The sequence below is a fragment of the Petrotoga sp. 8T1HF07.NaAc.6.1 genome (assembly GCF_016772115.1).
Classification (GTDB): domain Bacteria; phylum Thermotogota; class Thermotogae; order Petrotogales; family Petrotogaceae; genus Petrotoga; species Petrotoga mobilis.
The window spans coordinates 131302-151415 of the sequence record NZ_AUPG01000004.1; the positions used below are offsets into that span (position 1 = coordinate 131302).

At 34.7% G+C, this 20114-nt stretch carries 22 protein-coding genes; 10 read left to right on the forward strand and 12 right to left on the reverse strand.

The features are described 5' to 3' along the window. Window positions 1-5 precede the first annotated feature (5 nt). The 4 genes from NAAC61_RS04155 to NAAC61_RS04170 are packed head-to-tail and all read left to right on the forward strand — an operon-like array spanning window position 6 to window position 3424. The gene (locus NAAC61_RS04155) at window positions 6-884 is read left to right on the forward strand and encodes an ABC transporter substrate-binding protein (protein WP_103064770.1); all 879 of its coding nucleotides are present in this window, start codon (window positions 6-8) and stop codon (window positions 882-884) included. After that, window positions 881-1891: a FecCD family ABC transporter permease gene (locus tag NAAC61_RS04160; protein ID WP_012207895.1), complete on the forward strand. Its 1011-nt coding sequence runs from the start codon at window positions 881-883 to the stop codon at window positions 1889-1891. Before NAAC61_RS04155 ends, NAAC61_RS04160 begins: the two co-directional genes overlap by 4 nt. Further along, complete coding sequence (locus NAAC61_RS04165; protein WP_103064771.1) at window positions 1888-2658, forward strand: ABC transporter ATP-binding protein; 771 nt, start codon at window positions 1888-1890, stop codon at window positions 2656-2658. Before NAAC61_RS04160 ends, NAAC61_RS04165 begins: the two co-directional genes overlap by 4 nt. Before the next feature lie 10 nt (window positions 2659-2668). Further along, window positions 2669-3424, forward strand: coding sequence for a PfkB family carbohydrate kinase (locus NAAC61_RS04170; protein WP_103064772.1), 756 nt, complete (start codon window positions 2669-2671; stop codon window positions 3422-3424). 5 nt (window positions 3425-3429) lie between these two features. Here the strand turns inward: NAAC61_RS04170 and NAAC61_RS04175 are convergent, their stop codons facing one another. The 6 genes from NAAC61_RS04175 to NAAC61_RS04200 all read right to left on the reverse strand — a co-directional run bounded on the left by NAAC61_RS04175 (window position 3430) and on the right by NAAC61_RS04200 (window position 8845). Further along, window positions 3430-3882 (reverse strand): RrF2 family transcriptional regulator, encoded by a 453-nt coding sequence (locus tag NAAC61_RS04175; protein ID WP_103064773.1) that lies wholly within the window; start codon window positions 3880-3882, stop codon window positions 3430-3432. 138 nt (window positions 3883-4020) lie between these two features. Continuing rightward, window positions 4021-4566 carry an ECF transporter S component gene (locus NAAC61_RS04180; RefSeq protein WP_121959141.1) on the reverse strand — a complete coding sequence of 182 codons (546 nt, stop codon included), beginning with the start codon at window positions 4564-4566 and terminating at the stop codon, window positions 4021-4023. A gap of 28 nt (window positions 4567-4594) precedes the next feature. Next, on the reverse strand, window positions 4595-5296 hold the full coding sequence (locus NAAC61_RS04185; RefSeq protein ID WP_158245394.1) for a 2-phosphosulfolactate phosphatase: 702 nt from the start codon (window positions 5294-5296) through the stop codon (window positions 4595-4597). Between the two features lie 31 nt (window positions 5297-5327). Further along, entirely contained in the window at window positions 5328-5981 is a 654-nt protein-coding gene (locus NAAC61_RS04190; RefSeq protein WP_012207901.1) for a histidine phosphatase family protein, read from the reverse strand. A gap of 17 nt (window positions 5982-5998) precedes the next feature. Next, window positions 5999-7522 (reverse strand): glutamine-hydrolyzing GMP synthase, encoded by a 1524-nt coding sequence (gene guaA / locus NAAC61_RS04195; RefSeq protein WP_121959143.1) that lies wholly within the window; start codon window positions 7520-7522, stop codon window positions 5999-6001. A 30-nt stretch (window positions 7523-7552) separates the two neighbouring features. Further along, window positions 7553-8845, reverse strand: a complete 1293-nt coding sequence (locus NAAC61_RS04200; protein WP_121959144.1) for a nucleotidyltransferase — start codon at window positions 8843-8845, stop codon at window positions 7553-7555. 241 nt (window positions 8846-9086) lie between these two features. Here NAAC61_RS04200 and surE point away from each other — a divergent pair, with 241 nt between their 5' ends. The 3 genes from surE to fmt are packed head-to-tail and all read left to right on the forward strand — an operon-like array spanning window position 9087 to window position 11342. Further along, the gene (gene surE / locus NAAC61_RS04205; RefSeq protein ID WP_012207904.1) at window positions 9087-9845 is read left to right on the forward strand and encodes a 5'/3'-nucleotidase SurE; all 759 of its coding nucleotides are present in this window, start codon (window positions 9087-9089) and stop codon (window positions 9843-9845) included. A 4-nt stretch (window positions 9846-9849) separates the two neighbouring features. Beyond that, window positions 9850-10386: a peptide deformylase gene (def, locus tag NAAC61_RS04210; RefSeq protein ID WP_202695350.1), complete on the forward strand. Its 537-nt coding sequence runs from the start codon at window positions 9850-9852 to the stop codon at window positions 10384-10386. Beyond that, a complete protein-coding gene (gene fmt / locus NAAC61_RS04215; RefSeq protein WP_012207906.1) occupies window positions 10383-11342 on the forward strand; it encodes a methionyl-tRNA formyltransferase in 960 nt (319 codons plus the stop codon). The genes def and fmt overlap by 4 nt, the downstream gene beginning before the upstream one ends. Here the strand turns inward: fmt and NAAC61_RS04220 are convergent. Next, a complete protein-coding gene (locus NAAC61_RS04220; protein WP_012207907.1) occupies window positions 11329-12096 on the reverse strand; it encodes a TatD family hydrolase in 768 nt (255 codons plus the stop codon). The two genes, fmt and NAAC61_RS04220, sit on opposite strands and share 14 nt — an antisense overlap. A 34-nt stretch (window positions 12097-12130) precedes the next feature. Then, complete coding sequence (locus NAAC61_RS04225; RefSeq protein WP_202695351.1) at window positions 12131-12553, reverse strand: PPC domain-containing DNA-binding protein; 423 nt, start codon at window positions 12551-12553, stop codon at window positions 12131-12133. A 326-nt stretch (window positions 12554-12879) separates the two neighbouring features. On the opposite strand from NAAC61_RS04225, the gene NAAC61_RS04230 reads away from it, so the two are divergent. From NAAC61_RS04230 to murA, 3 genes are read left to right on the forward strand one after another with little or no spacing between them, the layout of a single operon-like run. Continuing rightward, window positions 12880-13713 carry a Cof-type HAD-IIB family hydrolase gene (locus tag NAAC61_RS04230; RefSeq protein WP_202695352.1) on the forward strand — a complete coding sequence of 278 codons (834 nt, stop codon included), beginning with the start codon at window positions 12880-12882 and terminating at the stop codon, window positions 13711-13713. Further along, a complete protein-coding gene (locus NAAC61_RS04235) occupies window positions 13664-14476 on the forward strand; it encodes a hypothetical protein (RefSeq protein WP_202695353.1) in 813 nt (270 codons plus the stop codon). The genes NAAC61_RS04230 and NAAC61_RS04235 overlap by 50 nt, the downstream gene beginning before the upstream one ends. Before the next feature lie 33 nt (window positions 14477-14509). Further along, window positions 14510-15802, forward strand: a complete 1293-nt coding sequence (murA, locus tag NAAC61_RS04240) for a UDP-N-acetylglucosamine 1-carboxyvinyltransferase (protein WP_202695354.1) — start codon at window positions 14510-14512, stop codon at window positions 15800-15802. A 73-nt stretch (window positions 15803-15875) separates the two neighbouring features. Here murA and NAAC61_RS04245 read toward each other — a convergent pair whose 3' ends face one another. From NAAC61_RS04245 to secG, 4 genes are all read right to left on the reverse strand, one after another. Then, the gene (locus tag NAAC61_RS04245) at window positions 15876-17246 is read right to left on the reverse strand and encodes a hypothetical protein (RefSeq protein ID WP_202695355.1); all 1371 of its coding nucleotides are present in this window, start codon (window positions 17244-17246) and stop codon (window positions 15876-15878) included. Between the two features lie 104 nt (window positions 17247-17350). Further along, on the reverse strand, window positions 17351-18307 hold the full coding sequence (locus tag NAAC61_RS04250) for an S-layer homology domain-containing protein (RefSeq protein WP_202695356.1): 957 nt from the start codon (window positions 18305-18307) through the stop codon (window positions 17351-17353). A 99-nt stretch (window positions 18308-18406) separates the two neighbouring features. Next, window positions 18407-19600, reverse strand: coding sequence for a tyrosine--tRNA ligase (tyrS, locus tag NAAC61_RS04255; RefSeq protein ID WP_202695357.1), 1194 nt, complete (start codon window positions 19598-19600; stop codon window positions 18407-18409). Between the two features lie 15 nt (window positions 19601-19615). Beyond that, on the reverse strand, window positions 19616-19852 hold the full coding sequence (secG, locus tag NAAC61_RS04260; protein ID WP_202695358.1) for a preprotein translocase subunit SecG: 237 nt from the start codon (window positions 19850-19852) through the stop codon (window positions 19616-19618). Window positions 19853-20114: the final 262 nt, after the last annotated feature.

A 20114-nucleotide genomic window follows, 5' to 3' on the forward strand; every position in this document is an offset into this window, starting at 1 on the left:
TTGGTATGAGGAAGGTGTTATTTACTTTTTTTACAGTTTTGTTGTCGGTTGTTTTGAGCGCTGAGTATTTATTGGTGGACGACCTTGGAAGATTAGTTCCTTTTGAAGAGGAGGTCAACAGGGTTATTTCCGCCGCACCAGCTGTATCTGATTACATCAAATATCTAGGTTTAGAGGACAAAGTTGTGGGCGTTACAGATTGGGATATTAACATTGATGCCGAGAAAATTGGTAATTTAGTACCTTTAAACCTGGAGAAAATAGTTTCTTTAAGTCCTGATGTTGTATTTTTAACCGGAGGATTTCAAGAGCCTGAGATTAGTAGGTTGGAAAGGTACAATATTAAATCGTTGGTGATTAATCCAGTGAGTTTCAACGATATTTACAGGGAAATTGTATTAATTGGCAGTATTTTGGGGGAAAGAGAAAAAGCCCAGGCTCTTTCAAATGAACTGAGGCAAAGTGTTTTAAATATTGCCAAAAACTCTTTCACTTGGAAAGATAAACCAAAAGTTTTATATTTAATGGTTCAAAATAATGTATCTGAAATTTGGACAGCAGGAACCGGTTCATATATAAATGAGTTAATTGCCTACGCTGGAGGATTAAATTTAGCCGCTCCATATACTGGGAACAATGGTTTTTTACTGGTTGGACCTGAATTCGTCGTTGCTCAAAATCCTGATATAATAATTGTTTCCTCGTATTATGAAGGCGACGAAACCTCTAAAAATACTATCTTAAATGCCGAACAGTTTAAAAACGTAAAAGCTGTTAAAGAAGGAAAAATAGTAATGGTCGATGGTAACAAAATGCATCAAGCTTCTCCATCATTGATCGATATACTTGAACAATTATACGAGTATTTTGGTGAAAATAGATGAAACAGATCAAAAAACGAGGGGAGTTCCCCCTTGTTTTATTTCTCATAATCTCGAGCTTTTTATTAATTTTACTTTTCACATCCTTTGGGAGTGTCAAGGTTCCCGTTAAAGACATTTTCACCTCTTTAATAGCTAAAAACAACAACGATATTTACAACAATTTGATTTTAAACATAAGGCTTCCAAGAGTGGTTGGAAGTTTTCTTGTTGGAAGCATATTAGCAGTTTCCGGGAATGTTTTACAATTGGTAGTACAAAATCCCCTCGCAGATCCATACATTTTAGGAATCTCGTCAGGGGCAAGCTTTGGTGCTGTGTTATACACCGCGTTGAGCAGTATTTATGGTCTTTCTCTTTTTCTCGGACTGGAAACTTTTTCTTTTCTTTTTGGTATCTTAGCGACATTTATTGTTTTAATATTGGCTCGACAGGGTAAAAAACTCCCTGTTTTATCTCTAATACTAAGCGGGGTGATAATTAGTTTTTTGTTTAATTCTTTTACAACACTTTTTACCGTGATGTATTGGGGAAACTTAATTCACGTCAATACATGGTTGATGGGAAGTACAGCAGATTTAATTTGGAGCGACAATTTTAAATTTATTTTTACACTTATCTTTCAATTTATTTTAGTTTTATTATTTTCTAAACAACTGAACGTCCTTTCTATGGGGGATGACATGGCTGTATTCTCAGGGATAAACCCCGATAGATTGAAGCTTTTTTTGATTGTAATAAACGTTTTTGCAGTATCTTTTACTGTGTCGCAGGTAGGAATAATTGGTTTTGTAGGACTTATTATCCCTCATATAGTTCGAATGATTAAAGGGCCGTACTCGTTTGTTTCAAATTTGTATTCACTCTTCATTGGAGGAATGTTTTTAATGTCTGCCGATTTTGTTTCCAGAACACTATTTGCTCCAACAGAACTTCCTATCGGTGTAGTGACCTCAATAGTAGGTGCTCCAATTTTCATTTTTGTAATGAGGAGAAAAGAGAAAATATGATAACATTTAACAACGTCCGTTTCACTTATGGAAATGGCTTTTTTTTGAAAATCGATGATTTAAAAATAATAAAAGGAGATATTATTTCTATAATTGGTCCCAATGGAGCGGGTAAAAGTACTCTGATCAAGATTCTTTCAGGGATCATCAGAAATTACAAAGGAGAAATAATACTAAACGATAGTGAATTAAAGAATTATTCTAACAAAGAACTATCTAAGAAGGTAGCAGTTGTACCCCAAGAATTCAACACCGCTTTCGATTACGATTTGGAAAGTATCGTTTCAACGTCAAGAATACCTTTCTCAAAGAGAATAAGCTTTTTTGAATCCGAACAGGACAAGAGGATTATCGATGAAGCCCTTCAAACTGTTGGACTAATAAATTATAAGAACAAGCCATTTTCATCTATGTCTGGAGGAGAAAAGCAAAAAGTTATGATAGCTCGAGCAATTGCCCAAAGAACTCCCATATTGCTTTTGGATGAATTCTCTTCGCATTTAGACCCAGGTTATACCCAAAGTCTTTTGAAATTAGTTAAGGAAATGGTCACCAAAGAAAAGAAAACGGTCCTAGCAGTATTTCATGATGTGAACAATGCTGCATTATTCTCCGATAAAATAATCATTATGAAGGATGGAACTGTTAAATATTCAGGTACACCGGCGGAGGTGTTAACTGAATCCATCATGGGGGAAATCTTTGAAATGGATGCTTATATTATAAAACATCCGATAAAAAAAGTCCCTCAAATTTTATTCAAATAAGGTGTGAAAAATGGCTACTATCGACGTAATCGGTGGGATTTTTTTAGACATTTATATACTTAAAAATGATGGTTTTCACAATTCTGAAATTTTACAACTTCCGGGAGGATCGGCACTAAATGTGGCTATCGGTCTTTCTCAATTAGGCCATAATGTGAGGATGTTCGGTAATGTGGGAAAAGATTTCGTTGGAGAGTACTTGTTGGAAAAACTATCCTTTCATTCTGTTAATGTTGAATGGATAAAGATGGTTGATAAAAACACTGCTACTTTTATTACATTAAATGAAAAACCAATTGCAATAGATAGAAGAATAAATGATTTAGATTTGTTTATACCAAAGAATAAATCAGAGTATCTCTTCATCACTACCGAAACTAATGAACGAATAATAAACAGCGATATTTTTCTGAATTACAAAAAAATCTTTTTTGATATAGGTCCCAGGCCAAAGTTAATAGATAAAAGGTGTGAAAATGTGTTTTTTATTGGTAACGAAAAAGAGTGTGAAAATTTTCTGTTTACCTGTGATGTTGTGAAGATGGGAGAAAAAGGGGCCAAATGGGGTGAAAAAATAGTAGCATTATCTGGCCAAAAGGCTTCATATGAAATCGGTATGGGTGACGTGTTTGATACAGTCTTAATAGACGGAATTTTGAATAATTTAGAGAAAGAACAAATTCTACAAAATGCCGTGGACGCTACTCAGAAAATCTCAGAATACTTAGGAGCTTACAACAAAATTATCAATATGAAGTTTAAATAATAATATTATTGACTTTTAGATGCTAAAGCTTCCTTCTTCTCACCGTATTCTATCACGTCTTTTAACGTAATTTTAGATAGTTCATTGAATATTGCATTTTGTACCCTTTTCCAGACAAATTCGACAGGACAATTTTTTTGATTTTCACATTCACCCTCGGAAATACAATCATACGAGTTCAACGGCACTTCTAAGACCTCTACAATTTCCGAAAGGACGATTTCTTCAGGTGCTTTTGTAAAATAAAACCCTCCAAATTTACCTTTTTCCGAAGAAACTATATTGGCTTTTTTTAACTCGGCAAATATCTTTGCCAAAAATTCTTGAGAAATACCAGAACTTTCAGCAATCTTCGCTATTGAGATTTTGTTGTTTTTCTCATCTTCGTTTCTGTTTTGAAGTTTATACATTTCATACAAACCACGTATGGCATAACAACTTTTTACTGTTAACGACATTAAACTCCTCCGCCTTTATTTTTTTTATAGTCCCTTGAAGAATTCTAAGACCCTTTTAAGCACCCCTTCGCCCCGCTCCCCACCCATAAGGAAAAGGTTTTATTATTTTGACCCAAACCCAGAAAATCATAGGAGTCTTTACCTTTTCGCTCCTCTATCTGCTCTAACAGAAAACGGCATTCTTTTCACAATCATCGGTATAAATAACAGTTGAAGAATTATACCTGGAATCCCGAACACATAACTCATCAAAATTGAAGTTAAAGGACTAAGGTTTATGTTAAGTATTAGTCCTATGGTGTAATAAGCTATCATATATACACCTCTACCTATCAACATTGATACTATAAGATTAAAATATATGTTTTTCTTATTTAAAAGTCCTGATATAAAACCGTAGGTTGCAACTTCTATAGTCATAAATATAAAAACAGGGAATGGTGGCATACCAAAAAGCAAGAAATTTAAAACAGGCATCAAAGCCCCTACAAGTAATCCAATCGTTGCCCCTTCCATGATACCAGCCATTAAAGCAACAAAATGCAACGGTAAGATTATTGTTCCCAGCATTGGATTGCCAATACCATGAACCAAAAAAGAAAAAATAACAACACCCAATGCTATATATACAGGCGATCTTGCGACTCTTCTTAGGGTTGTCTGACGAGCAGTAGTGTTTTCCATCTAAATCACTCCTATTTTGATGTATGAGCTAAATTGTAATTAAATTTTTGAACGTATAACTGTTTTGTTTTGAAAAAGGTACTACTTGAAACAAATCCATGTTGAAACAAAATTCCAGATCATCTTTGAGCCCAAGGTTTTTAAGCCTTTTGGCATGATCGGAATTCATAATTAAACTTCTCTTGCTATTTGTTAAATTTAAAGATACTTTTGCGCCATCGTTCAAGTGGTAAGTTTGCTTTTCGATGATTCTTTGAACAAATAATCCAGCTAAATATGAATCTTCTAAAGAAACGACCCCATTGGTACCAGAGCACACTATGCCAATATTTTGAAAATCCCTCTGTATTATGAAATCTACGACAGAAGAGAAATTTAGCAACGAAAGGGCAATCGTATCCCCAAGTTCGTTTATTTTTTTCATAGCTTTAGATCCGTTGGAAGTGGTTAGTACAATCGATTTTTTCCTTATTTTATCAGAATTATTTAAAAATTCCAACGGAGAATTGCCAAAATCAAAACCTTCTAACTTTATAGCCCCTCGTTCTCCAGCGAGTAAATATCCCATATTTTTCAATTCTTTTGCCATGTTGATGTCGTCTGTTACAAAAATTTCTTCAGCACCACAATGTAGTAATGCTGATATGCTAGAAGTAGCCCTTAAAAGATCGATAAGGACATAGATCTGATGATTTTTTATATTCTCATTCGGTAGAAAATAGACATTCAATTCTCGTTCAAAAAGACTTTCTTCTGTTATCTTAATCGATCTCCTTTTCTTCTGGAGTGAGATAGGTTTCTAGCCCATAATATTCGAGATGCCACGTTTCGTTTAAAGAAGCTAAAACGTATCTATAATCTCCTTCATATATAACGTGTGAGACAGACGTATTGTCAACTCTAAAAGAAGTGTGTTGATTAAGTGGAATATTGAGAATCCATGAAATAATGGTCCTAATGGTTAAACCATGTGCAACTACCACTATTCTATCCTCTAAGTTATGCTCCTTAACTATCCTTTTTATTGCCCTTACCGCTCTTCTTTGAACATCACCTAAAGCCTCAACACCTTCCACCAATGCCCAGATATCTTTATGCCAATATTCTAATTCTTCTTTGTAATTAAGAAGTATCTCTTCTAACTTTTTCCCATCCCAACTTCCTATATTACATTCGTTCAAATCAGGATCTTTTACTATTTGCAAATTGTGGTATTGATTGATGATTTCTCCCGTTTTAATAGCTCTTTTTAGAGCGGATGTATACATTGCATCTATTTTCATATCTTTAAATCTTTCTGCGGTTGCCTTCGCCTGACTAATTCCTTCTTCATCAAGCTCTACGTCTCTTTGGCCTTGCCAAATTCCCATTTTGTTCCAAAGTGTAGCTCCATGTCTTACTAAATAAATATCCAAAACTCAAACACCTCCAATTATTCCCATTCTATTGTAGCAGGGGGTTTTGATGAAATATCGTAAACCACTCTTGTAATTTCTTCAACTTCGTTGGTTATTCTGCTGGAAACTAAGTCCAAAATTTCAAAGGGAACCTTAGACCAATCTGCAGTCATTCCTTCCACACTATCAACGGATCTTAAAGCTGCCACATAGCCATAACTTCTTTTATCCCCAGTTATACCAACTGTTTTTACCGGTATTAAAACAGCGAAAGCCTGCCATACTTTATCGTACCAGCCTGTTTCTTTAAGGGTGTTTATAAAAATATTGTCTACCTTTTTTAAAATGGTGAGTTTTTCATCGTTTATTTCTCCCATGATTCGAATCGCCAATCCCGGTCCTGGAAATGGATGCCTGTACAGTATCTCTCTTGGGAGACCTAAGATTTCTCCGACGCTTCTAACTTCGTCTTTGAAAAGTTCTTTAAGTGGTTCCACTATTTTTAAATCTATATCCTCTGGAAGCCCTCCCACGTTGTGATGGCTCTTTATCTTGAATGTCTTTTTCCCGGATTTTGCACTTTCTATGACATCTGAATATATTGTTCCCTGTATTAAATACTCGCAACCTTCTTCTTTTTTTGCTTCTTGCTCAAAAACCCTTATAAACTCTTCCCCTATGATCTTACGTTTTTGTTCGGGATCGGTGACCCCTTTTAATTTGCTTAAAAATCGCTCCTGGGCGTCTACTGTTGTCAAATTCAAACCCATATAATCTCTGAACGTGCTTTCAACTTCTTCAACTTCGTTCATTCTCAAAAAACCATGGTTTACAAAGATAGCTTTCAGGTTGTTGCCAATAGCCCTGTGGGTTAGTACAGCGGCAACCGATGAATCTACTCCACCTGATAAAGCTATAATTGCCTTTTTATCACCTATTGTATCTTTTATTTCTTTTATCTTATTTTCAACAAAATCCATCAAGGTCCAAGAACCTTTCAAACCACATATACCCTGAATGAAATTTTTCAATATATCAATTCCAAATTCAGTATGTCTAACTTCGGGGTGAAATTGGATGCAGTATATATTTTCTGATTCGTTTTCAAAAGAAGAGATGATATTGTTTGAGGTGAGAGAAGTAATTTTAAATTTCTCAGGAACTTTAGTTACCATATCCTTGTGGCTCATCCAAACGTTAAACGTACTGGGAATCTTTTTAAACAAGAGGGATTGATCGGTTATGTTAATCTTCGTTTTTCCATACTCAGCTATACCTCTTTGTTCAACCTTCCCGCCAAGTTTCTTCGCTATAAGTTGCATTCCATAACAAATACCTAAAATAGGTAGTTCAGCGTTCAAAATTTCATCTGATATATCGGGTGCATCGATATCATAAACGCTGTCAGGTCCACCGGATAAGATTATGCCTTTCACATTGCTAAGGGATATATTATCGTCATATTGAATTACTTCTGAAAATACCCCCAGATCTCTAATCCTTTTTGCGAGAAGCTGAGTGTACTGAGAACCATAATCGATAACAAGAATCTTTTCCATTGAAGAACCTCCGAAAACGAAATGTTTTGATTATAAAATTATAACCCTTTGCTTTTTATCAGGTTCATATGAAGATAAATCCCTGTTTTTGAATAATAGGGTGTAAATATTACTTGCCAAAAAATCGTATTCAATCTGATTTAAATAGATTTCAGGAATACTTTGATACCTTTTTTTGCTTGATAATAAATTGTCGTTTAATCTATTATATATTTTTCTGTATGTCGATGGGGTAGTAATAATTGGATAAGCAGAAAGATCTTTCATTTTACCAAGTAACTCTTGCCCCTTCTCTGTGAAGGCTAAAACCCTTAAGTACTGTGGTCCGTGATTGTTGTATAATTTCACGTCTCTTTCTTTTAAATCAAAAAAAATCTTTAAAAGCGTTCTTTTTACTCGCGTCAACGTAAACCTTTTCGTCTTGACGTGGTTTACTAATTCTGTGAGGTTGGAACTTATTTTCGAAAATTTTGAATATCTAGTTTCTAATCCTTCTTTTACACCGTCTATTTGTATTAATTCTTCTTTTTTCATCATTCGCAGCTTACCTAAAATCATATCTCTCATATCTTCAAACATGATTGGAGCCTTACCTTTCTCAATCTCCCTAAGAAGAACTTCATATGAAAGGGATGGAACCCCCTGTCTAACTTTGTTCATATCGTTTTTTTCTATAAGATTTCGTATTGCAGTGGCACTGGAAATTTCACCCGTGAATTCTTTTTGATTATATTCCGCCTTTATTCTTTGAATAGTATGTGGTACGATCTTTGAACCATATAATTTTAGGGCATTTAAATACTCTAAACCTAAGATATCGTTTGATTGTTCTAATATGTCTATCACGTTGTGTTCGTAATTTGAAGATTCTAAATACTCGACTAAGGCAAACTTTCGAGCGTTCGGAAAAGATAAACCTTTTTTTAAATTCTTGTTGAGTAACTTTTTAAAAGTTTTGGGTTGTTCATATAAAATACTCGATATTTTATCCAAAACTTCTAAATTACTCGATTCACTTCCAAAAACTATATCTGTAACAACGTTCGTTCTCTCTAATACACCAATGGACCCCGTAGCGAAGCCACTCGCATCTTGTATACAATAGACAAAAGGCAATTCGAAGACGATGTCTACTCCCATATTTACCGCAACTTCTGCACGCGAAAACTTATCCAAGATTGCAGGTTCACCTCTTTGGACAAAATTCCCACTCATCACAGCGATAGTGTAATCAGGATTAATTAAAGTTTTAGCTTCTCTCAAATGATGAAGGTGTCCATTATGAAAGGGATTGTATTCAACAACTACACCTAAAACTTTCAAAATTGGTCTCCTTATGTAAAATATTGCCTTTTATATTTATTATACCAGATTTGTGTACATCATTTGCAAACATCATTTGCGAAGCAAGTGAGCTATTGGTAATTATTTCTAAGGCATTACAAAAAGGCATTTTGCACAGTTCAGCAAAATTAATTAAGTATTTAATGAATTATAATCTAAATATGTTAAAATTATAAAAAGCAAATTAATAGATATATTTAAAAAAGGAGTAGAAAGACTTGTGAATATTTTACTTTCAAATGATGATGGAATAATGTCTCCAGGTATTATCACACTAAAAACTTATCTCCAGCAAAAGCATGATGTTTACGTTGTCGCTCCCGACATCGAAAGAAGTGCAACAGGGCATGGAATTACAGTGAGAAACCCTCTTTGGGCTAAAAAAGTTAAGTTTGGAGATACTTTCTTTGGTCACGCAGTGAATGGAACACCTGCCGATTGTGTTAAAATTGGATTAGACGCGATATATAAAGACATACATTTCGACGTGGTAATCTCCGGTATAAATAGGGGAGCCAATCTTGGAACAGATGTCCTTTATTCTGGTACCGTTTCTGCGGCGTTGGAAGGCGCTGTTGGTGGTTATCCTTCTATCGCTGTTTCATGTGTTGACTTTTCCAATCCTAACTTTGAAGATGGAGCAAAGGTTGTTTTGAACATATTGGAAAAATTAGATTTGAACAATTGGCCAGAATTTACTACATTAAATGTCAATATCCCAAAAATCCCTTACGATGAAATGAAGGGGATAAAAATTACCAAGCAGAGTAGAAGAAGATACCAAGATTACTTTGAAGAAAGAAAAGATCCTTTTGGGAATTCTTATTATTGGATGTTGGGAAATATCATAGAAGATGATAACGATGACAATTCAGATTACAACGTAATAAATCAAGGTTATGTTGCTGTAACGCCTTTAAGTGTTTTCATGACAAAATATGATTTTATAGATGAATTAAAATCATGGTTGGAGGTTTAAAAAGATGGAAATTAGAATTATTGGAGACCCTGTTTTAAGAAAAAGGGCAAAAAAAGTGGAAAATTTCGATGACAATTTAAAAGATGTCATTGATGAGATGTTTTCTACAATGTATCTATACGATGGAGTTGGTTTAGCTGCACCTCAAGTGGGAATATCTTTGAGGTTTTTCATCATGGATTCTCGGGAAGAAAATGAAAAGGGCAAAAAAGTTGTTATTAATCCCGAAATAATAGAGTTCTTAGGAGAAGAGGTTAGCTTTGAAGAAGGATGCCTAAGCATTCCTGATATATTTGAAGATGTTGTTAGACCTGAGGGCGTGAAAGTACGTTATCAGGATTTAAGTGGCAACGTTATAGAGGAAGAACTTCACGGGTATCAGGCAAGAATATTTCAACATGAAACAGATCACCTTGAGGGAATTCTATTCACTGACAAATTACCCATTGTAAAGAAAGCCAGGTTAAAAAAGGAATTGAACCAACTAATAGAAAAGGGCAAAAAACGTGCATGGGAGTTAGGTGAAACGGTAAAAACATGACAAATAGTAAGGATTTTAAAATTGTTTTCATGGGGACACCTGATTTTGGTGCCCAAGTTTTGGAAGAACTAATAAAAAACAATTTCAATGTTGTTGGAGTATTTTCCCAACCTGACAAACCTAAAGGGCGGGGGAAAAAGTTTCAACCACCAGCGGTTAAGGAAGTTGCCCTAAAATACAATGTCCCGGTATTTCAACCAAAAAGCGTTAATAAGGGAGAGGGGTTTGACTTTTTGAAAGAGCTGAACCCTGACATTATTATCACCGCAGCTTTTGGAAAAATATTAAAAACAAATGTTTTAAAACTTCCACCTAAAGGATGTTGGAATGTACATGCTTCTTTATTGCCAAAATATAGAGGAGCAGCCCCAATTCAACGCGTTATAGAAAATGGAGAAAAAGAAACGGGAATCAGTATTTTCAAGATGGTAGAAGCTCTTGATGCGGGAGATATAGCCATTCAAAAAAGTGTCCCCATTGAAATAAACGACAATTACGGCATAGTTTATGAAAAATTATTATCACTTGCAAAAGAAACTGTTTTAGAGTTTTTGAACTCATTCGATCATTTAACTTTGAAACCACAAAACGAAGAAGAAGCCTCATATGCAGAAAAAATTACAAAAGAAGATCTAATTGTAGATTTTAATAATGATGCTATAAAGGTTCATAACAAGATTAGAGCTTACGATCCATACCCCGGGGTAAGAAGCGTCTACGAAAAAGAAGAGGTAAAGATATTTGGTTCGGAATTTTCTGATGATTTGTTTACAATAGAAAATAAAGAAGAACCAGGAACAATAATACGTATTGAAAAAGACGGAATACTTGTAAAATGTAGAGATGGGGCTGTAAAGATAAAAGAGATACAATTCCCTGGTAAAAAAAGAATATCTACAATAGATGCCATCAATGGGAAAAAACTAAAATTATTGGGACATTTCAGCCCTTATTAAAGAAAAACTTTTCAGCATTGCTTTTTGTGATCTCTTTCAAAGTTTCAACATCTATCCCTTTTATTTCTGATATTTTTTCATAAACATATTTTACATAAGTTGGGTTGTTTCTTTTTCCTCTGTATGGTACGGGAGGTAAAAATGGTGAGTCTGTTTCAGGTAAAATTCTTTCAACAGGTGTTTTTTCAACCACTTCCCTCAATTTATTATTTTTTGGATAAGTAATCGGCCCATCAAAACCTAAATATAATCCCAAATCCAAGAATTTCTCAGCCATTTCCCAATCACTTGAAAAACAATGAACGACACCTTTTCTTGCTGGCAACCCTTTTTTCTGCAAGAAATTGTATGCCTCTTCATATGCGTCTCTAATATGGAAAACTACCGGTAAGCCCATTTCTTCAGCAATATCTAATTGTGCATCCAAACTTTTATACTGATCTTGTTTATTCGTTTCCCAATAAAAATCCAATCCAATTTCTCCAATAGCTACAATCTTAGGCTTTCCTGCCAGTTCTTTTATTTTATCTAAATCTGTTTCCTTTAAATCCTGGCTTTCAGTGGGATGTATTCCGACAGCTCCAAATATTTTTTCCTCATCTTTTACAAAATCAACGACACTTTTTGAAGACTCTACATTTATACCAATTTCTATCAACAGATCCAACTCTTCATTAGCTTTTTTCAACATCTCTTGCCTATCATCATCAAACTGTTTGAGTAACAAATGGCAATGGGTATCAATAAAATTCAAATTATTTGCTCCCTTCTCAAAATAGACTTCACTATCACCTAAAATTATACAGATTGAGACCTACTTCTGAATCAAATTTTCTCTCTACTGCACCCTCTATACTTTCAACTACTATTTCCGCGGTTCCACTAACTATTGCAGAATTCAAATGGCCACCATAAGAATGAAGATCTGAATCCGAGATACTCACATGTAAATGCAAATAAGTCTCTCCATTCATAGTAGATATGTTACCTGTGAGATTCAAAATTTCAAAATCTCCTTTAAACTCTTTTGAAAAGTATTTCTTTTCATGGGTATTGAACAAACCAATCGTTATAGCGTTTGTTGAACCCAAACCGTATACGGTGCCTAATTTTATTGAATTTTTTGAACAAAACTCTTTCAACGTTGAAACGAGTTCTTCTCCCTTATCCACTCTAACAATGTATTTACTGCCAAATTTAGCAAAATCCATTTGATACTCCCCCTTCAATTAGATTAATCAAAATCATACCACACATTTGTTATGATGGTTTTAAGCAAAAGAAAAACCTTATAAGAGGTCTCTATTAATTTATAATTAATGATTTTTATGATAAAATATAAAAGAAAGGGTGAAAGTCTCTCATATCCTTATGGGTGAGCTGCGGGTTGAAAGGGTGACCAAAACCCTTCCTTAGATGGGTGGGGAGCGGGGCGAAGGGGCGCAAACGTAGATAGAATAAATATTTTAGAAACTAACTAATTTTTAAAAATAAGTTTTTGCTTCTAAAAAGGTTACAGTTTGGAAAGGAGAAGAAAATGAAAAAAGCCTTTGTTTTTGATTTAGATGGAACTCTTTTAAATTCTGAGGTAAGAATTTCACCAAAAACATATCAAGCTTTAAAAAAATTAAAAGAAGAAGACCACCTTATAATAATAGCAAGTGGAAGAATGTATGCATCGACCATGTACGTCGTTGAAAACTTTCTCCCTTTTTTGAAAGGGAATGTGATTATTTCCTCTTACAACGGAGGATATATAGTGGATCACAATGAAAAAGTAGTTTTTGAAAAGGGTGTTTCAAAAGAAAGCACTGTCAAGTGTATAAAATTTCTTAGAGACCTTAATATCCACAGACATATCTATATAAACGATAAACTTATTTCGGAAATAGACGATAAAGAAATTAGAGATTACTCTAAACATTCATTTGTTGATTACGTGCTGGTAAATGATTTAATAACTGAAATAGAAAATTCGTCCCACCCAACACTAAAAATATTAGCAATTGGAGAGCCTAATAAAATAGACCTAGTTAAAAAATTGGCGGAAAAAGAGTTCCAAGGAGAGTTTAACCTTATGAAATCTTGGGATACCTATTTGGACTTTATTCCTTACGGTGTCTCCAAAGGAAATAGCTTGAAGATAATTTCAAAAATCTACAACTTAGATCCAAATACTCTTTACGTTTTTGGTGATTCCGAAAACGATATAGACATGCTTGAATTAACAAAAAACAGTTTCGCGATGGGAAACGCTAAAGAAGATGTAAAAAAAGTAGCAAATTACTTGTTACCAAGTAACGATGAGGATGGTGTGGCATATGCCATTGAAAAGATACTGGCTGATGATCTCGATAATGTTAATATTTAGCTTTACTTTTGGAAGTATATACGATATAATAAAAGAGGATAATCAAATAGTTGGAAAATTTTTTCATACTTTAACCGATATTGAAAATACTGAATTAGACCCAAATTACATCGTGGGGTATTTTTTAGATTTAAATGAGATTGATCCCGAGCTTTGTTATTTGGCTTTAGGATCAGTTAGAAACTTTTCTTTAATTCAGGATTTTTCAAGAGAATTAGGTTATTACCTTAAAAACTTGGGAATTGATTTTGTTGTGTTCGGTAATTTAATGATTTTGGAAAAAAATACAGATGATCCTTTGAAGTATATTGGAAATTCACCTTATTTGATATCTGAAATTCTTTATAGAATGATAAGAGGGTTAGAAACAAGTGGAGTTACCCCTGTAATCATTGTAACCTCCAAAGACGATAGAAATGCCACACAATCATTACTTCAAAAGAGTGGATCGTTTTATACTTATTCAGGTCAAATAAAGAATGTAGATCTCTTTTTTGATGGTAATAATCTTTATTTGCAGAAAAACAATCTATTTTCACTTCCGTGGAATTACGGTAAAGATACTCTCGAAGAAACAATTCAGGAAATTTTTAACAATAGCATCGTATTAACGGGATGGCGTGATGAAGGAGAAAACTTATTATATAGAAAAATAAACACTACAGATTTAAAATCAGTAACGTATTTTTCCAAATCAGTTGAAGAAAGTGCAAGGAAGGTTTTTTCTGGTGAATTACTACCTACCGGAAATAAAAATTGGTAAAAGTTCTTTCATTATTTCTTAGGGGGGCTAAAATTGAAAAGCATTGGTTTAGATACATCTGGAAAAATGATCGTAAAAGGACCTCAAAAGGCAAAAGGCACTTTAACCGTTTCTGGAGCAAAAAACGCCGTGCTACCAATTATGGGAGCATCTTTACTCACTGATGATGATATTGATTTAAGGAATGTCCCAGATCTAGCAGACGTGAGAACCATGATTGAAATACTAGAAAGTGCAGGAAAAGTAATAGAACGTTTCGATGATCAATTGATAATTAAGAGTTCAGGTAATATCAATTCTGAGATTCCATATGAACCCGTAAGGAAAATGAGGGCTTCTTTCAACGTTTATGGTCCATTAACCCTCAGGAATGGTTATGCGAAAGTTGCACTTCCAGGTGGATGTTCTATCGGTGCAAGACCTGTGGATTTTCATTTAGAGGGTTTAAAAAAGTTGGGAATAGAAAGTACGATTGAACACGGTTTCGTAACCAGTAAATTGAACAATCCTAACAGTTTTATAAATATATCCTTACCTTTTCCAAGTGTTGGAGCCACAGAGCATGTCTTGACCACCGCTTGCTTACTAGAAGGCGTAAAAACGACTATCACCAATTGCGCTATAGAGCCAGAAGTAACTGATTTAGTAAACTTTCTAAATAAAATGGGAGCTAAAATTACAGGTGGTGGAACCTCAATATTGAAAATTGAAGGCGTAAAAAAATTATCGGGGGTAAAATACACCATAATTCCTGACAGAATTGAAGCTGGTACATACATCATACTAGGTAAACTCGTGGGCGAAAAACTAACCATAAAAAATGTATCTGCTGAACATCTAAATAGTTTATTCTCAGTATTTGATAATATTGGAAGCCCAGTAGATTACGACGAGAAAAAAAGAGAAGTAAAAGTAGCAGAAACTCTTCTCAATCCATTAAATAGTATCAGCATGGAGACAGCTCCTTTCCCGGGATTTCCAACTGATTTGCAACCTCAGATCACAACATTTTTATCTTTGGTCCCAGGCAGATCTACAATAACAGAAACTGTGTTTAAAAGTAGATTTTACCATATTGACGAATTGAACAGAATGGGAGCTAAGATTAGGGTAGAAGACAACACGGCAATTATAGAAGGAGTAAACAAACTATCGGGAGCGCCTGTAGAGGCTACAGATCTTAGAGCCGCAGCAGCTTTACTTATAGCTGGACTCGTTGCAGAAGGAGAAACAATTATCTCGAATGTGGATCATATCTTTAGAGGATATGAAAACATACACGAAAAATTGGAACAAGTGGGTATAGAATTAATTTATGAAAAATAAGATTTTTTTCTAAAACTTCAAAAACTAAAAAAGCTGGCTTTAAAAAAGCCAGCTTTTTGATTTATCAATTATCTTAGAATTCAAACTCAGCTTTGAGATATAGATACCAATGTAAGTCTGCTAAGGTATCTGCTCCGATTACATTACCATAAACGTCCAGAGTTTCGTTGCCAAGGTGGGCACCTGCAGACATGTAGTCGTTGAAAGCATAAGAAACGTTGGCTATATATGCTATTGGATTTTCTACCTGTTCTCCATCTTCGAAGAAATAGTAAACATCAGCACTTAAAGTTACAGGAACTTCAGCCACACCATAGGTTATATATCCATGAGGTGTAATAGATAATGTACTTGCGAAGTCAGTTAAGTCAGCAACTTCAACAGGTACTTCTACTCCTGCAACACTTAGTTCTGAAATAGCGTACTCAACGGTTGGAGTAAGAGCCAAGGAATACACAGGTGTTGCTTCTAATAAATCTATTGTTAATGTATCAGTTAAATCGACAGTCAATGGGGCCAAAAGATAGCTCAAATCTACCCCTGCTGTGACTTCTTGTGTGTCAGCCCAACTAACAGTGACATATATATCATTTGCAACTTCTTCTGCATAAACTGTTTTTAGGTTATTCTGCCATGTTAAACCAACGTGGGGTGTAACTGTTATGTCTTCCATTTCATATGGATATTCATAAGCTAAAGCTACTCTGTAAGCGCTTGTGGAGTCTGCAGTTGTGTCATCTCCAAAATTCAAGTAACCAAAAACTAAATCAGCACTTAAATCACCTGGAACTGGCACTTCTGTAACTTCTCCTTCAACGGTAACTCTGTTGTTGGTAGCATCTTCAAATTTGAAAGCACCAGCAACAAGCCCCTTTACCCCACTTACATCGAGATCGTAACTAGCACCTAAAATCATATTCCCAGGGATTGCAAAGTCTCCTGTTGCATGTTCGGTTACTTCTCCAGCTAGCCTATCCGCTAATACAACATTGACTCCGTAATCTGTCAAACCAAGTTTTAAAGAGCCTACAGCGTTAGTAAATCCGCTTATGGTGTAATTACTTAAAGCTATAACGCTTGGTTGGAATCTTAACAACCATGCTTCTTCCTCATATTGAACGTAGTTCAGACTTAATCCTGGTGCAACAACAACACTTGTTAAAACATCTGTATCTGTTGCTCCAGCTGTTGTGGTAACTTTCGTTGATTCAGTAGTCACAGTCACAGGTGAAAATGTAAAACCTGCCGTTAAAGTTGCCGGAAGTGTTGTAGTAAAACTAACATCGATACTGAGATCTGCGTCTAACACCGATTCGATATCCAACGCCTTTTCGTCCATCTTGAATTCAAAACCAGCCGTACCGCTAACATCAAATGCTGGCTCTACTGCAAAAAGTGCCAATGAAGCAAAAACTACCAACAAAGACAATAAAACTTTCTTCATACAAAAACCCCCTTCTACTTTTGATTTAATTTTTTAAAAAATCCTTATTATTATAGCAAACATCCATAGTACTTGTCAATACGAATCATACATTTGATAAAATTTTATTGAGGCATGAAGATACCAACGGCACCTAAAATAACTCCTAAACCAGCTACTAACCATAACATTGTTTTATCTTGCGCTTTTTCTATTTCTGCATTTTGAGCTTCAACTTGTTGACTTAACTCGGTTATTTTTGCTTCGTTAGAAGCAGCTTTTTTTGCAAGATCTGGTAAAGCCTTAACATACATCTGATTTAGCTCAGCTATAGTTCTTACTTCTGCTAAATCTTGAGACAAAGATGCGATTTGCTCTTCATTTGTAGATACCCTGCTACTTAATTCGTCGATCTTGTCGTAGGTATCGTATTTGAGATTCAAATGTTGCTTTGCCATGGTTGTTTTGAATTCTTCAAGCGAAGCAATCCTTTCTTCGTTTGATGCTACTTTTTGAGAAAGCGAAGGCAATGCTTTGACAAACATTTGATTTTGTTCAGCTAAACTCTTTGTTTCTTCTACCGTTACCTCTAATTGACTAACCGTTGCCTTTAAACCAGCTACGTCCTGACTAACTGCCAACAGATCAGTCTCTAAAGCATCACCAATGTTTTTGGCTCTATAGGCTGTCTTTTTAACATCTTGATACGTTGCCTGCAGATCAGATAAAAGATCATTCGCTTGCAACTGCTCATTCAATGAATTGAACTGACTTTCAACGCTATTTACTTTCTTTGAAAGATCGTCTACTTTGACTTCCAAATAGGCTAAATCGCTCGTCTTTGCGATTTCAGGAGAGTTTTCTAAATAAGTTACCAACCTCGACATCCAAACTGCTGCATCCGACCTTGTCAAAGGTTCATAGCCTCTAAATGTTGGTTCATCTACAGGAATTACACCTTTTTCTACCAGCTTCATAACGTAATCATACGCCCAATGATCCTCTCCTACGTCGGTGAAGCCAAGTGAAAAAGCAGACACCACAAATACCATTACTGCAAATAAAGCAAGCGTTTTCTTCATTCTTCCTTACCCCCTTTTATGATTTTGATTTGGTAAAAAACTACTTCTTTCAAAAACCCGTTACTCTATTATACTATATTTAAAGAAATTTTGCAAAATCTATTTCATCTTTTTTATTTTAAAAAAACTCTTTTTCCCAACTCTTAATATAGCTCCATCATCACAATCAACAACATCTTTGAAATCCTTTATTTTTTCGTCGTTGATTCTAATGGCACCTTGCATTATAGCCCTTTTTATTTCACTGTTGCTATCGTAAACGTTGGTCTTGGAAACTATGTCTAAAATCGTTTCTCCACTTTTAATTTGAATCTCTGGCAAATCTTCGGGCATTTCTCTTTTCTGGAAGATTGAGACAAAGTTTTGTTTAGCTTTTTCTGCTTCTTCTTTATTATATAACAAATTAACTATTTCTTCTGCTAAAACCATTTTAATATCTCTTGGGTTCACTTCTTCACTCTTCATTTGATTTTCAATATCTTTTATTTTATCTTTTGGAGTATCTGTTAAATATTTCATATACTTAATAATCAAATGATCAGGGATAGACATAACTTTACCGAAAATATCTTGTGGAGAATCGTTAAAAGCTATATAATTGTCGTAACTTTTACTCATCTTTAGGTACCCATCTGTTCCCTCAATCAAAGGCATTGTAAGCACCACTTGTGCGGACTGACCGAACTCTTCTTGAAGCTTTCTTCCAACTAAAAGATTGAAAAGTTGGTCTGTACCTCCAAGTTCCACATCAGCTTCAATAACAATAGAATCATACGCTTGTGCTAAAGGATACAAAAATTCAGATATACTTATAGGCTGATTTTCTTTTAACCTTTTACTGAAATCATCTCTTTCAAGCATCCTGGCAACTGTGTATCTTGATGATAGGTTAATTATATCAGCAAAAGACAATTTGGAAAGCCATTCGCTGTTAAATTTTACCACAGTTTTATCCGGGTGAAGAATTCTAAAAGCTTGTTCAACGTATGTCTTAGAATTTTCTCGGACTTCATCTTCAGAAAGTAAAGGCCTCGTTTTTGATCTTCCAGAAGGGTCTCCTATTCTTGCCGTGAAATCCCCGATTATTAAGTAAACTATATGACCTAACTCTTGAAACTGTTTTAACTTTCTTAAAACAACAGCATGGCCTAAGTGAAGATCTGCTCTAGAAGGATCCACTCCCAACTTAACTTTTAATTGGCCTTTTTCTCTTAATTTGTTCAAAAAATCTTCTGGTGTAATAAAATCTACGGAATCTTCTTGTATAATTCTAAGTTGGTCTTCAGGGTTCAAATATTGGTTCCTCCTTTAAGCTATTATCCAAGTTACCAAGAAACAGTTGATCATGAAAAGTATGCCAAAAGTTAGAGCAATTTTGGAGGTTTTATCTAGCCCTTTTTCTCTTCCAAAATTGGTAGCAGAACCGCCTGCACCAAATGCCCCACCTATTTCACTGTTTTTTTGCATTCTTTGCAGTGCAAAGTAGATTACTCCTAAAGCTAAAATGATATGAATAATTATAAGCAAGACTCCTAGAAAACCCATAAATTTCCTCCTCTTTATAACTTAGATTATCAATGAAATTTTATAATTCCTTTTTTATTATATCATACGAATAAACGTTATGCAAACCTTTTTCAAATTTCTTAAAATAGAGAAAAACGAAGTTTTTCTCACTTATTCGATGATAATCGCCTATAATCGTCTCTAATCAGGAATAATTTGATTAGCTTTTTTTTAATCAAAAAGGTAAAATAAGATTGAGTAAAAAAGGAAACGGTTCCTTATTGGTGGAAAGCGGGGCGAA

Coding starts and splice junctions, on each gene's coding strand:
- NAAC61_RS04180 (WP_121959141.1), bottom strand. CDS start 4,566: ATGGAAAACACTACTGCTCGTCAGACAACCCTAAGAAGAGTCGCAAGA.
- NAAC61_RS04225 (WP_202695351.1), bottom strand. CDS start 12,553: ATGGATTTTGCTAAATTTGGCAGTAAATACATTGTTAGAGTGGATAAG.
- NAAC61_RS04235 (WP_202695353.1), top strand. CDS start 13,664: ATGCCATTGAAAAGATACTGGCTGATGATCTCGATAATGTTAATATTT.
- def (WP_202695350.1), top strand. CDS start 9,850: ATGGAAATTAGAATTATTGGAGACCCTGTTTTAAGAAAAAGGGCAAAA.
- NAAC61_RS04155 (WP_103064770.1), top strand. CDS start 6: ATGAGGAAGGTGTTATTTACTTTTTTTACAGTTTTGTTGTCGGTTGTT.
- secG (WP_202695358.1), bottom strand. CDS start 19,852: ATGGGTTTTCTAGGAGTCTTGCTTATAATTATTCATATCATTTTAGCT.
- NAAC61_RS04250 (WP_202695356.1), bottom strand. CDS start 18,307: ATGAAGAAAACGCTTGCTTTATTTGCAGTAATGGTATTTGTGGTGTCT.
- NAAC61_RS04245 (WP_202695355.1), bottom strand. CDS start 17,246: ATGAAGAAAGTTTTATTGTCTTTGTTGGTAGTTTTTGCTTCATTGGCA.
- NAAC61_RS04160 (WP_012207895.1), top strand. CDS start 881: ATGAAACAGATCAAAAAACGAGGGGAGTTCCCCCTTGTTTTATTTCTC.
- NAAC61_RS04175 (WP_103064773.1), bottom strand. CDS start 3,882: ATGTCGTTAACAGTAAAAAGTTGTTATGCCATACGTGGTTTGTATGAA.
- fmt (WP_012207906.1), top strand. CDS start 10,383: ATGACAAATAGTAAGGATTTTAAAATTGTTTTCATGGGGACACCTGAT.
- guaA (WP_121959143.1), bottom strand. CDS start 7,522: ATGGAAAAGATTCTTGTTATCGATTATGGTTCTCAGTACACTCAGCTT.
- NAAC61_RS04165 (WP_103064771.1), top strand. CDS start 1,888: ATGATAACATTTAACAACGTCCGTTTCACTTATGGAAATGGCTTTTTT.
- NAAC61_RS04230 (WP_202695352.1), top strand. CDS start 12,880: ATGAAAAAAGCCTTTGTTTTTGATTTAGATGGAACTCTTTTAAATTCT.
- NAAC61_RS04170 (WP_103064772.1), top strand. CDS start 2,669: ATGGCTACTATCGACGTAATCGGTGGGATTTTTTTAGACATTTATATA.